Origin of the sequence: uncultured Caldilinea sp. (genome assembly GCF_937128415.1) — a bacterium.
In the GTDB taxonomy this organism is placed as follows: Bacteria; Chloroflexota; Anaerolineae; order Caldilineales; family Caldilineaceae; genus Caldilinea.
The window spans coordinates 91,410-104,853 of record NZ_CAKZMJ010000066.1; the positions used below are offsets into that span (position 1 = coordinate 91,410).

Here is a 13,444-nt window from a genome sequence, read left to right on the forward strand (position 1 = left end):
AAGGAGCTTTGCAAATGGGTTTTGTATTGGTGTTGCATAATTTGATGCGATGGGCGGTGATCGTTCTGTTGGTTTACGCCCTGGCGCGCATGGTGATGGGCGTCTTCCAGAAGCGCACCTTCACCGAACAGGATCGCAAGGCGCTGTCGTGGTTCGCCGTCTCGATGGACGTGCAGTTGCTGGTTGGGCTTGTGCTGTTCATCGGCAACAGCTGGTGGACTCAGTTCCAGAACATGGCCAACGCGATGCGTCAACCTGTGCTGCGCTTCTTTGTCATCGAACATTGGTTCCTGATGCTGATTGCGTTGATTCTGGCGCATCTGGCGGTGGTCTTTGTGCGGAAGGCGCAAAACGATGCAGCGAAGTTCCGGCGCGGCGCCATCTTCACTGCGTTGGCGGCGCTTGCCATCTACTTCGCCATCCCATGGCCGTGGAGCGGAGACTACGGACGACCGCTGCTGCGCCTGGCGGAAGCGATTTTGCTCTGGTTTGTATAAAAAAGGTCGACGATGCTGCGTTCTGCGTCGGGCGACAGCCGAGAGGCGATTTTGCAGGCCGCCCAACGTCTCTTTGTGGAGAAGGGCTATCCCGGCATCTCCATGCGCGAGATCGCCGATGCGGTGGGGATGACGAAGGCTGCGCTCTACTATCATTTCCGCGACAAGGAGCAGCTCTTCCTGGCGCTGTTGGACAGCGTCCTGGAGGAATTAAGCGCGCTGATCGAATTCAGCCGCCAAAACGATGGCTCCTGTCGTCGCCAACTGGAGACGTTCGTGCGCCAGGTGTTAGCGCTGCCCTCGGAGCGCAGGGCGAGCCTGCGTCTCGCCAGCCAGGAGCTCGGCAATCTAGACGCCTCTGCACGCAGCCATTTCATTGAAAAATATCACGCCCTCTTCATCGATCGCATCGCCGCCATCCTCGCCGAGGGCGTTGCTCGCGGCGAATTCAAGCCGATCGACCCACAGGTCGCCACCTGGGCCCTGCTGGGCATGATGTACCCCTATTTTCACGTTTCTCCCGTCGCCGGCCTGACGCCGACCGATGCAGTCGTTCAACAACTCTTGATGGTGTTTTTCGAGGGTTTGCAAAAAAATTCGTAACTCACCTTATGCCGTGCAGGCCCTCACCCCCTGCCCCCTCTCCCAATGCTGGGAGAGGGGGAGAAGGGCGCCGTCGATGCGGCTCCGTTTTTTTCGTAGGTGCGGCTCCCAGCCGCACGTCCTCGACAGACCCCGAGACACGGGATGAACCGGCGAAGCGCAGGAAGGCCCTCACCCCCTTCCCCCTCTCCCAAGGCTGGGAGAGGGGGAAGAAGGGCGCCGTCGATGCGGCTCCGTTTTTTTCGTAGGTGCGGCTCCCAGCCGCACGTCCTCGACAGACCCCGGAAATTTGGTTAACCGACGAAGCTGTGAAATTCCGTCCGCTTCCTGGAAGGTTGCGTTCTACGCGCAGGCGTCATCGAACTGCGTGACATGAGTTCGTAAGTCGAGCGCCGAGAGAGGAATTTCCGGCGGGGTTAAGCCGGTGAACGGGCTTAGCCCCCCTTTCTTTTCCCCTGGTCAAGTGACCAGTTTCTCGACTGCACCTTTGACTATCGGGAATCTCTCCAGGTGCATGACGCATCTTGAAACTTTCTGCTCTATAGTGTTTCTGCCCTATGTCCTTTTTTATTGACAAGGAGGATGCTGAAATGCTAGTGCGCGAACGAATGACATCGCCGGCGGTGACCATCAGCCCGGATACACCCTTTCAAGAGGCTTTGAAATTGATGCGCGACAAGAAGTTCAGGCGGCTGCCGGTCGTCGATGCGACGGGCAGAATTGTCGGCATCGTGTCGGAGCGCGATCTGCTGCACGCTGCGCCCTCTCCCGCCACTTCTCTGAGCGTGTGGGAAGTGAACTATCTGTTGTGGAAGTTGAAAATCAGCGACATCATGACCCGCAACGTGGTGACGATCCACCAGAACATGCCGATCGAAGACGCCGCCAGCCTGATGGTGTCGCGCAAGATCGGCGGTCTGCCGGTGGTGGACGACGAAGGCGCCATTGTGGGCGTTATCACCGAGACCGACATTTTCAAGGCCTTTGTCGAAATGATGGGCGGGGGCGAGCACGGCCTGCGGCTGACGGTCGAGGTGCCCTCCGGCCCCGGCACGCTGGCCAAACTCGCCTCCAAGATCTCGGAGCTCGGCGGCCTGATTCTAAGCGTCGTTTCCGTCGATCGGGAGAGCGACCGCAAGCGCGAGCTGATCTTCAAGATTACGGGCGTGGATAAAGAGGCCATCGTCCGCGCCATCGAAGCGCTCGGCGACCGCGTCGTCGATGCAAGAGAGGTGTAGAACATTCTTGTGCGGCTTCGCCGATGCGCAGGCGCCCTCAGGAGCCCCGTCTATGGGCCGGAAGGCGTCCAAAAAATTTCGGAAATTTCGATTTCGCTCTATGCGCTGTGTAGATATCGATTGAGAGGAAATTGACAAAATGCCAAGAGCACAGGTGACCATCGACGGCAATGAGGCGGCCGCCTACATTGCCTATAAGACCAACGAAGTTGCTGCAATTTATCCGATTACTCCTTCTTCCCCAATGGGGGAGCTGGCCGACGCCTGGAGCGCCGCCGGCATGCGCAATATCTGGGGCTCGGTGCCGGTTGTGGTCGAGCTACAGTCGGAAGGCGGCGCGGCGGGCGCCGTGCACGGCGCCCTGCAGACCGGCTCGCTGACGACCACCTTCACGGCCAGCCAGGGCCTGCTCTTGATGATCCCGAACATGTACAAGATCGCCGGCGAGCTGACCAGCACGGTCTTCCACATCGCTGCGCGCTCGCTGGCTGCGCAGGGCCTGTCGATTTTCGGGGATCACAGCGACGTGATGGCGGCGCGCAGCACCGGTTGGGCGCAGCTTTTCGCCAACTCCGTGCAGGAGGTGATGGACTTCGCCCTGATCGCGCAGGCCTCCACGCTCGAGGCGCGCGTGCCTTTCTTACACGTCTTCGACGGCTTCCGCACCTCGCACGAGGTGGCCAAAATCGAGCAGCTCGACGATGAGGACATCCGCGCCATGATCGACGACGAGCTGGTGCGAGCGCATCGCGCGCGGGCGCTCAACCCGGAAAAGCCGGTCATCCGCGGCACCGCCCAGAACCCAGACGTCTACTTCCAGGCGCGCGAGAGCGCCAATCCGTTCTACCTGGCCACCCCCGCCATTGTGCAGAAGCAGATGGACAAATTCGCCCGCCTGGTTGGACGTCAGTATCACCTCTTCGACTACGTCGGCGCGCCGGACGCCGAGCGCGTGATCGTGTTGATGGGCTCCGGCGCCGAAGCGGCGCACGAGACCGTGGAGTGGCTCACCGAGCGCGGAGAAAAGGTCGGCGTCGTCAAGGTGCGACTCTTCCGTCCCTTCTCGGCGGAGCATTTCGTCAAGGCGCTGCCGCCCACGGTGAAGGCGATCGCCGTGCTCGACCGCACCAAAGAACCGGGCGCGGCGGGCGAACCGCTCTACCAGGACGTGCTCACGGCGCTGGCCGAAGGCGCCATCGCCGGCTGGTCGCCCTTCGAGCGACTGCCCAGGGTGATCGGCGGCCGTTACGGACTTTCCTCGAAAGAGTTCACCCCGGCGATGATCAAGGCGATCTTCGACGAGCTGCGCAAAGATCGGCCCAAGAACCACTTCACGATCGGCATTATCGACGACGTCACCCACACCAGCCTGGACTACGACCCCACTTTCTCGATCGAGCCGAAGGATGTCGTGCGGGCGCTCTTCTGGGGGCTTGGCTCGGATGGAACGGTCGGCGCTAACAAGAACTCGATCAAGATCATCGGCGAAGAGACGGACAACTACGCGCAGGGATACTTCGTCTACGACTCGAAGAAGTCCGGCGCGCGCACCGTGTCCCATCTCCGCTTTGGCCCGCGACCGATCCGCAGCACCTATCTGATCCAGAAAGCCAATTTCATCGGCGTCCACCAGTTCGGCTTTCTGGAGCGCTATGACATTTTGAGCGCGGCCGAAGAAGGCGCAGTGCTGTTGATCAACGCCCCCTACCCCGTCGATGAGGTCTGGGACCACCTTCCGCGCGTGGTGCAACAGCAGATCATCGACCGCAAACTCAAGGTCTATGTGATCGACGCCTACTCCGTGGCTGCGCAACAGGGCATGGCCGGCCGCATCAACACGGTGATGCAGACCTGTTTCTTCGCCATCAGCGGCGTCCTTCCGCGCGAGGAGGCGATCGCCAAGATCAAGGAGACGATCCAAAAGACCTACGGCAAGCGCGGAGAGGCCGTGGTGCGACGCAATTTTGCGGCGGTCGACGCCACCCTCGCCAACCTCTTCGAGCTGAAGGTGCCGGACAAGGTGACCAGCACGATCGAGTTGCCGCCGCCGGTGCCGGAGGAAGCCCCCGCCTTTGTTCAGGAGGTGCTCGGCAAAATGATCAAGGGCGAGGGCGATCTCCTGCCGGTCAGCGCGCTGCCGGTCGACGGCACCTATCCGACCGGCACGACGAAGTGGGAGAAGCGCAACATCGCGCTGGAGGTGCCGGTTTGGGACCCGGACGTATGCATCCAATGCGGCAAGTGCGTCTACGTCTGTCCGCACGCCGTGATTCGCGCCAAGCTGGTGGAGCCGGAGCTGCTGGCCAATGCACCGGAAGGCTTCCTGTCGGCGCCCTCCAAGTGGCGCGAGTTCCCCGACCGTCGCTACACGTTGCAGGTTTCGGTGGAGGATTGCACGGGTTGCCAGCTCTGCGTGGAAGTTTGCCCGGCCAAGAACAAGCAGGCGGTCGGCCGCAAGGCGATCAACATGGAGCCGCAGCTCCCCTTGCGCGAAAAGGGCGCCCGCCACTGGGAGTTTTTCACAAAACTGCCGGAGACGCCGCACGTCGATACGCTCAAGTGGAACAATGTCAAGAACGTGCAGCTGTTGCAGCCGCTCTTCGAGTTCTCCGGCGCCTGCGCCGGCTGCGGCGAGACGCCCTATCTGAAGCTGATCAGCCAGCTTTATGGCGACCGCTCGATCATCGCCAACGCCACCGGCTGTTCGAGCATCTACGGCGGCAACCTGCCGACCACGCCCTGGTCGGTCAACCCTGAAGGCCGCGGCCCCGCCTGGTCGAACTCGCTCTTCGAGGACAACGCCGAATTCGGCCTGGGCATGCGCATCACGCTCGACAAACAGAACGAATACGCGCGTGAACTGGTGAACCGCCTGCGTTCGCTCATCGGCGACGAGCTGGCCGACGGGCTGCTCCACGCCGATCAGTCCGACGAGCGCGGCATCGCCGAGCAGCGCAAGCGCGTCGAGCGGTTGCAGCAGATTCTGGCGGGCGTCGACAGTCCGGATGCGCGCGATCTGGCGAGCCTGGCCGACAAGTTGGTGAAGAAGTCCGTCTGGATCGTCGGCGGCGACGGCTGGGCCTACGATATCGGCTTTGGCGGGCTCGATCACGTGCTGGCGAGCGGTCGCAACGTCAACGTGATTGTGCTGGACACCGAGGTTTACTCCAACACCGGCGGGCAATCCTCGAAGGCGACGCCGCTCGGCGCAGTGGCGAAATTCGCCGCCGGCGGCAAACGCACGCCGAAGAAGGACCTGGCCCGCATGATGATGGACTACGGCTATATCTACGTGGCGCGGGTGGCGATGGGCGCCAACGACGCGCAGACGCTGCGCGCCATCCAGGAAGCCGAGTCCTATGACGGCCCATCGTTGATCATCGCCTACAGCCACTGCATTGCGCACGGCATCAACATGGCGAAGGGCATGGAGCAGCAGCGGCTGGCCGTGGAGTCGGGCTACTGGCCGCTCTATCGCTATGACCCGCGGCTGCGCGCCGAAGGCAAGAACCCCTTCCAGCTCGACTCGAAGCCGCCGAAGATTCGCTTCCGCGACTACGCCATGAATGAGACGCGCTATCGCATGCTGATGCAGAGCGATCCGGAGGCGGCGGAGGCGCTGATGGCGCAGGCGGAAGAGTTGATTGCGCAACATTGGAAAGAGCTGGAGCGTCTGGCGGCTGAGCCGGTGGTGTAAGGATTCGCGGGAATGCAGCGCGTGGCGGGCGGCCGGCTCACGAACGTCGATGAAGACGGGTCGCCTGGAGGAAGGCGCTCCCCGCCGCGCCTCGTCATGCGCTGCATTTCATGTCGCTGCTGCATAACAGCAAGCGTGCGAAATTCAGCGTCCTGCGGGCGCATCGTTGATTCAAAATCTGGAAAGGCGAGTAACCCATGATCGACTTGACGACAACCTATCTGGGCATGAAGTTAAAACATCCGGTGGTGCCTGCCGCTTCACCGCTCTCGGAAAGCTTGGACAAGATCAAGCGGCTGGAGGATGCAGGCGCGTCCGCCGTTGTCATGTATTCGCTCTTCGAGGAGCAGATCGTCGGCGAAAGCCACCTGCTCGACCATTACCTCTCGTACGGCGCGGAGAGCTTCGCCGAGGCGCTGCACTATTTCCCCGAACTGGACAGCTATAACGTCGGCCCCGAGGGCTACCTCGATTTAATCCGACGCGCCAAGGAAAGCGTCGCCATCCCGATCATCGGCAGCCTCAACGGCGTTTCGACCGGCGGTTGGGTGGAGTATGCGCGCATGATCGAGCAGGCCGGCGCCGACGCGCTGGAGCTGAACATCTACTACATTCCCACCGACCCAGCCCTGACCGGCGCTGAAGTGGAGCAGATGTATCTGGATGTCGTGCGCGACGTCAAGGCGAACATCTCCATCCCACTCGCCGTCAAAGTGGGGCCGTTTTTCAGCTCCTTCGCCAACATGGCGATGCGGCTCGCCAAAGCCGGCGCCGATGGTTTGGTGATCTTCAACCGCTTCTATCAGCCAGATTTCGACCTGGAGCGGCTGGAAGTTGTGCCCAATCTCACGCTCTCGAACTCCTATGAGCTGCGCCTGCCCTTGCGCTGGGTCTCGATCCTGTACGGCAAGGTGCCGGTGGACTTTGCCATCACGCGCGGGGTGCACACCTACGAGGATGTGCTGAAAGGCGTCATGGCCGGGGCCAGCGTGACGATGATGGCCTCGGAGCTGTTGCGCAACGGCGTCCAGCGCATCGGCCTGATTGTGCAGGAGGTGGCGCGCTGGCTGGAGGAGCACGAATACCAGTCGCTGATGCAGGCGCGCGGCAGCATGAGCCAGCAGAATGTGGCGGAGCCGGCGGCGTTCGAGCGCGCAAACTACATGAAGGTGCTGCAATCCTGGAAATTCGACCCGACCGGCGTGCTGCTGCGATGAGAGGGAAGAGGCGTCCGAACGAGAAGACAAATCTGCGCTGCTCTTCTCTTCCCCGCCCTTCCATTGATCTGAAAGGAGGCGAACACCATGAAGCGCAAGATTCTGATCCCTCTCGATGGTTCCGACTTCAGTCTGCAGATCATACGCGTCGTGCTTGACTTTTTTGACCCGCGCGATGTGTCCCTGGTCTTGCTGCGCGTGGCGCAGCCGCCGAGCCTTCCCCTGGAAGCCTCTTCTGCGCGCACGCTCCTGACCGGCGGTTATCCGCTCTCCGGTTCATATGAGACCTATGCCAGCGCCGTAGAGCAAGAATACGAGGCCGCCGAAGAGGAGCTGAAGGCCGTGCGCGCACAACTCCTGGAAGCGCTTCAACCCGAAGCGGAGCGCCTGCGCTCCTTGGGATACGCTGTAAAGCTCGAGGTCCAGTTTGGCGACCCGGCGCAGCGCATCGTCCAGTACGCCAATGAGGAGAGAATCGGTCTGATCGCCATGGCCACGCACGGCCGTTCCGGCCTAAGTCGGCTCGTGATGGGAAGCGTGGCGGAGCGCGTGTTGCGCAGCTCCAGCGCGCCGGTGCTCCTGTTGCGGCCTGACCCCTCTACGCTCGTCAAGAGCGCCGCCGAGAAGCTGGCGATGGCGGTAGGCAAGAGCATGAAGTTGCGCATGGTCGCCGCAACGGACGGCACCGTGTTCGGCCAGCGCGCGGTGAAATTAGCAAGCGAGCTGCAACCGTTGCTGGTGGGCGATCTCACGGTGGTGGTGATCGCCTCGGAGCGCGAAGGCGCCGAACGCGCGCAGCAGGTGATGGTGGACACTGCGGCGCTTCTGACCACAGAGCCTAAACCGCAGCTCGTTCCGCTGGTGGGCTACCCGGACGAAGTATTGTTGAAATATCTGGAGACGCATCCGACCGACTTGCTGATCATCGGCGCCTTCGCCGACCGCGGCGCCGGCGGCCTCAGCGCAGTGGGCCCCACCGCCCATCGAATCGTGCAGGAGGCGCCGACCTCTGTGCTGCTGGTCAAAGGCCATCGCACTGCGATCCGGCGCGTCCTGGTCTGCGCGGCGGTCGAAGATGAGACCATCGTGATGGTGGGGGCGCAGTTTGCCCAGGCGATCGGCGCCGACTTAGACTTGCTGCACGTCATGCCGCCTTCGGCCGCTCCCTATCTGTCCGCCGAACCGGACCTGCCGATCGATGTGGAGACCGTGCTCTCTCAGGGCACGCGGCTCTCTTCGGTGCTGCACGAGTGGGAGCGCAGGCTTCAGGAGTACGGCTTTGACCGCTCTTCGATCATCCTGCAGGCGGGTTCAGTGCAGGAAGTGATCTTGCAACGGGCCCGCGAGAGGGATTATGATGTAGTTGTGGTGGGCAGCGAATCCAGCCCCGGCCACTTCCCCGGCAGCATCGCCAACGCCATCGTCCGCTACGCTGAACAGTCGGTGCTGCTGGTGCGCATTCGCGCAACTTGATGAGGGTTTATTCGTCGAACGCGATCCAGCGAGGAGGCTCCCCATGAAGAAGCGTCATCTCACCGAAGTCCAGGATTGGATGCGCGAAAATCCCGTCACGATCGCGCCGGACGCCACGCTCGCCGAGGCGCAGGAACTCATGACCGAGCATGAAGTGCGGCGCTTGCCGGTCGTTGAGAATGGGGAGCTTGTCGGGATCATCACCTACAGCGACATCCTGCGCCAGATTCCTCCCCTGCGCGAGGAAGAAGAAGCCGACCATGCGACCGTCCTCTTGAATCAGCGCACCGTGGGGGAAGTGATGACTTATTCGCCGATCACGATCAACCCGAGCGCAACGATCCAGGAGGCGGCCGAGCGCATGCTCGAATATCAGGTGAGCGGCCTGCCGGTGGTGCGCAACAACAAGGTGGTGGGCATCATCACCGAAAGCGACATCTTCCGGCTGGTGGTGGAGTCCTGGTCGGAGGAGTAGCCGTTCACTTCGCAAGAGAATTTGCCTTGCGCCGACGGAGCATGCTATCATCGTAAACAGAATCGACAACGGGGAGCTCGGTGTGCCGGGCTGAGAGGGCGGCCGTTTCGCCGCCGACCCGCTTCACCTGATCTGGGTAATGCCAGCGTAGGGAAAAGATAGCCGCAGCGCCATGAGCCTGTCTTCACTCGCTGGCCTTACCCGTTGGATGGTAAGGCCGTTTTTATTCCTCAGGAGGACCGTATGTTTGCTCAATGGCATGTCTGGAACTCACTTCTTCGGCGTCTCCACGGCGCGCGCCTCCGGCTTCATCGGCTTTACAGGGGCCCTCTCTTGGGTGCGCTGCTCGCAGCTGCGCTGCTGGCCGGGTGCCAGCCGCTGACCTCGCCAGCCCCCTCTGAGACGGCGACGCCCACCCCTCTGGTGCTCGCCTCGCACGACTCCTTCAACATCAGCGAAGAGGTCCTGGCGCGCTTTGAAAGAGAGCACAACGTCTCCGTGCAAGTGCTCACCCTGGGCGACACGGGCACGGCGCTGAACAAGGTCATTCTCAGCAAGGACGCGCCGCTCGCCGACCTCTTCTTCGGCGTGGACAACACCTTCCTCAGCCGCGCCCTGGCCGCCGACATCTTCGAGCCGTATGCATCGCCGCTGTTGGCGCAAATCCCCGACGATCTGGAGATGGACCCACAGCATCGGCTGTTGCCGGTGGACTACGGCTTCGTCAACCTCAACGCCGACCGCGAGTGGTTCGCTGCGAAGGGCATCCCGCTGCCGGAGCGACTCGAAGACCTGACCGACCCAACGTACAGAGGGCTGTTGGTCGTGCAGAATCCGGCCACATCGTCGCCCGGGCTGGCCTTTTTGCTCACCACGATCGACTATTTCGGCGAGGACGGCTACCTTGACTTCTGGCGCGGCCTGAAGGAAAATGACGTGCTGGTGACCGATGGATGGAGCGAGGCGTACTTCAGCCACTTCACCGTCGGCTCGGGCGGCGCCGGCGATCGTCCGCTGGTGGTGAGCTACTCGACCAGTCCGCCGGCCGACGTCGTCTACGCCACCGATGGACGCACCGAACCGGCGACCGTCAACGTCTTCCCGCCGGGCAGCGCCTTCCGCCAGGTGGAGTTCGTCGGCGTGCTCAAAGGCGCTGCGCAGCCGGAGCTGGCGCGTAAGTTCATCGACTTCATGCTCGACGTGGACTTCCAGTCCGACATCCCGCTGCAGATGTTCGTCTATCCGGCCAACCCGAACGCCACGCTGCCCGAACTCTTCGTGAAGTTCGCACAAGTTCCGCCTGATCCGGTGATTTTTGACCCGGCGGCGATCGAAGCCAATCGCGAGCGCTGGGTGCAGGCGTGGGTCGAGCTGATGACGCAGTGAAACGTGGTGCGTGATTCGTGGTGCGTGGTGCGTGATTCGTGGTGCGTGGTGCGTGATTCGTGGTGCGTGCTGCGTGGCGCATGACGGAACGCGCACCACGCAACAGACGTTGAAAGGCTTCCGTTGCGACGCATGATGCAGGCGGCGCTCTATGCGCTGCCGATTTTGTTTTTGACCATCTTCTACCTTTACCCGCTGTTGGCGATCCTGCGTGTGAGCTTCGGCGCGTCGTTGACCGAGGCAATGGAGCAGGCGAGCGCTGCACTGCGTGCGCCGGGCTTCTGGCGCGTGCTGTGGTTCACGACATGGCAGGCGACCGTCTCCACGCTGCTGACCGTGTTGGTGGGGCTGCCGCTGGCGGGCGTCTTTGCGCGTTTCGACTTTCCCGGCAGAGGGGTGATGGCTGCGCTGCTGACCGTTCCTTTCGTAATGCCGACCGTCGTGGTGGCGCCCGCCTTCCTCGCGCTGATCGGCCGCAACGGCCTGCTCAACGTCTGGCTGCAACGCCTGCTCCACCTGGACGCCCCGCCGATTCAACTCGAACAGACAATCTGGCTCATCCTACTCGTGCATGTCTTTTATAACGTCGCCATCGTGATTCGCACCGTGGGCGGATTTTGGAGCACGCTGCCGCCGACGTTGGCCGAAGCCGCCGCCGCCCTGGGCGCATCGCCGCGGCGACGCTTCTGGACGGTGACGGCTCCGCTGTTGGCGCCCAGCCTTGTAGCCGCCAGCTTGCTCGTCTTCCTTTTCTGCTTCACCAGCTTCGGCGTGATTCTGATCCTGGGCGGCCTGCGCTTTGCCACGCTGGAGGTGGAAATCTACCGGCAGGCGGTCAGCTATTTCAATCTGCCGATGGCGGCCTTTCTGAGCATCGTGCAGTTGTTTTTCACCTTCACCGTCATGGCGCTCTATACGCGCGTGCAGGCGCGCCTGAGCCGCACGTTGCGTCTGCGGCGACGCGCCTTCGCTCGCCGCCCGGCCTCCTGGCGCCAATGGGCGGTGGTCGGTCTGGCGCTGGCGGCCACGTTCATCGGCGTGCTGTCGCCGCTGGTCGCATTGGCGGTGCGCAGCTTCACCCTGGGCGATGGCGGGCCGACGCTCATCTACTATCAGGCGCTGGGAGAAAATCTGCGGCAGAGCGCCTTCTTCGCGCCGCCGATCACGGCCGTGCGCAATTCGCTCGTCTATGCGCTGGCGACGTTGGCGATCAGTCTGCCGCTGGGCGTGATCGCCAGCTACGCGTTGGTGCAGCCGCGCTCGCGCTGGGCCGCCATCCTCGATCCATTGCTCTTGTTGCCATTGGGCACTTCGGCGGTGACGCTGGGGTTCGGCTATATCGTGGCGATGGGGCCGCTGCGCGCGTCGCCGTGGCTGGCGCCGGTGGCGCATTCGCTAATTGCGCTGCCCTTTGTGGTGCGCACCTTTCTGCCGGCGTTGCGCGCGCTCGACCAACGTCTGCGCGAGGCGGCTTCCACCCTCGGCGCCGATCCCTTGCGGCGGTGGTGGACGATCGATGCGCCGCTCCTGCTGCGCGCCCTGCTGATCAGCGCCGCCTTCGCCTTCGCCATTAGCCTGGGCGAGTTCGGCGCCACGCTGTTGATCGCCCGCCCGGATCGCCCCACCATGCCGTTGGTGATCTACCGGGCGCTCAGCCAGCCGGGTCTCATGAACTATGGACAGGCGCTCGCCATGAGCACAATCTTGATGGTGAGCACGGCGCTTTCGATTCTGTTGATCGAACGCTTTCGTCTGCCGCAAGGAGAGGAGTTCTGATGCTCGAGGTGAGAACCATCCACAAGCGCTTTGCGCCCGACAAAGAAGTGCTGCAGGGCGTCTCGCTGACGGTCGAGCCGCAGGAAATTCTCTGCTTGCTGGGGCCGAGCGGCTGCGGCAAGAGCACTTTGTTGCGCATCATCGCCGGCCTGGAACGCGCCGATCAGGGGCGGGTGCTGCTGAATGGGAGCGACATCACAGAGACGCCGGCGCACAGGCGCAACGTCGGGTTGATGTTCCAGGATTATGCGCTTTTCCCTCATTTGAACGTGGCCGAAAACATCGCCTATGGGCTGCGGATGCACGGCGCGCCGGCGTCCGAACGCCGCCGGCGCGTGGAGGAAATGCTCGCTCTGGTCAATCTGGAGGGCTACGCCCACCGCAGCGTAGACGATCTCAGCGGCGGAGAACAGCAGCGCGTGGCGTTGGCGCGCACGCTGGCGCCTAACCCGACGTTGCTGTTGCTCGATGAGCCGGTCGCCAACCTGGATCGTTTGCTGCGCGAGGAGCTGCTCGAGGCGTTGCGCCGCATCCTCAAACGCCTGCACGTGACCACCATCTTTGTGACGCACGATCAGGAGGAAGCCTTTGCGCTGGCCGATCGCATCGCCGTGATGCGCGCAGGGCGACTGGAGCAGGTCGATGCGCCGGCCCCCCTCTATCGGCGGCCGGCCAACACCTTCGTCGCGGCTTTCCTGGGCTTCCGCAACTTGCTGCCCATCCTGGAATGGCGAGACGTCCATGCTGTCTGCACGCCGATCGGAACCTTCGAGCTGCCTGAACGAGACGCTGCGCACCCCGCGGTCGGCGCTCGCCTGCTGATTCCTCCGGATGCAGCCGTGCTGGATTCCGCACCGAGCAGTGCAGCCCATGTTCCTCTGGTTGGCCGGGTCGTCGCCGCCACCTTTCGCGGCAGCGTCTTTCGGCTGCAAGTGGCGCCGGAGGGAAGCAAGGAGGATAGCGTGCTCTATTTTGAATTCCGCACGCGCGGTCGCGAACGACTGCCTGTGCAAGGAGAGCCGGTGCGCCTGTGGCTCGATACGGCGCAAATGTGCGTGGTGAAGGAAGCGTAGGCGGGCGCT

10 protein-coding genes and 1 riboswitch are annotated in these 13,444 nt (G+C 62.8%); all 10 genes read left to right on the forward strand.

The window, feature by feature from the left end; genetic code table 11:
- Nucleotides 1-14 precede the first annotated feature (14 nt).
- The 10 genes from Q0367_RS11190 (at nucleotide 15) to Q0367_RS11235 (ending at nucleotide 13,435) form a co-directional block, all read left to right on the forward strand.
- Nucleotides 15-497, forward strand: coding sequence for a hypothetical protein (locus tag Q0367_RS11190; protein WP_297635550.1), 483 nt, complete (start codon nucleotides 15-17; stop codon nucleotides 495-497).
- A 12-nt stretch (nucleotides 498-509) separates the two neighbouring features.
- Nucleotides 510-1,100, forward strand: coding sequence for a TetR/AcrR family transcriptional regulator (locus tag Q0367_RS11195; RefSeq protein ID WP_298982279.1), 591 nt, complete (start codon nucleotides 510-512; stop codon nucleotides 1,098-1,100).
- 590 nt (nucleotides 1,101-1,690) lie between these two features.
- Entirely contained in the window at nucleotides 1,691-2,338 is a 648-nt protein-coding gene (locus Q0367_RS11200; protein ID WP_298982281.1) for a CBS and ACT domain-containing protein, read from the forward strand.
- A gap of 139 nt (nucleotides 2,339-2,477) precedes the next feature.
- Entirely contained in the window at nucleotides 2,478-6,035 is a 3,558-nt protein-coding gene (nifJ, locus tag Q0367_RS11205) for a pyruvate:ferredoxin (flavodoxin) oxidoreductase (RefSeq protein WP_298982283.1), read from the forward strand.
- Between the two features lie 197 nt (nucleotides 6,036-6,232).
- Nucleotides 6,233-7,252: a dihydroorotate dehydrogenase-like protein gene (locus Q0367_RS11210; protein ID WP_298982286.1), complete on the forward strand. Its 1,020-nt coding sequence runs from the start codon at nucleotides 6,233-6,235 to the stop codon at nucleotides 7,250-7,252.
- A gap of 87 nt (nucleotides 7,253-7,339) precedes the next feature.
- Nucleotides 7,340-8,725 (forward strand): universal stress protein, encoded by a 1,386-nt coding sequence (locus Q0367_RS11215; protein ID WP_298982288.1) that lies wholly within the window; start codon nucleotides 7,340-7,342, stop codon nucleotides 8,723-8,725.
- A gap of 43 nt (nucleotides 8,726-8,768) precedes the next feature.
- Nucleotides 8,769-9,200, forward strand: a complete 432-nt coding sequence (locus tag Q0367_RS11220; protein WP_297635570.1) for a CBS domain-containing protein — start codon at nucleotides 8,769-8,771, stop codon at nucleotides 9,198-9,200.
- A 59-nt stretch (nucleotides 9,201-9,259) separates the two neighbouring features.
- Nucleotides 9,260-9,372, forward strand: a riboswitch (TPP riboswitch).
- Nucleotides 9,373-9,533: 161 nt separating this feature from the next.
- Nucleotides 9,534-10,586, forward strand: a complete 1,053-nt coding sequence (locus Q0367_RS11225; protein WP_298982290.1) for a thiamine ABC transporter substrate binding subunit — start codon at nucleotides 9,534-9,536, stop codon at nucleotides 10,584-10,586.
- Between the two features lie 132 nt (nucleotides 10,587-10,718).
- Entirely contained in the window at nucleotides 10,719-12,362 is a 1,644-nt protein-coding gene (locus tag Q0367_RS11230) for an iron ABC transporter permease (protein ID WP_298982384.1), read from the forward strand.
- A complete protein-coding gene (locus Q0367_RS11235) occupies nucleotides 12,362-13,435 on the forward strand; it encodes an ABC transporter ATP-binding protein (RefSeq protein WP_298982292.1) in 1,074 nt (357 codons plus the stop codon). The genes Q0367_RS11230 and Q0367_RS11235 overlap by 1 nt, the downstream gene beginning before the upstream one ends.
- Nucleotides 13,436-13,444 lie beyond the last annotated feature (9 nt).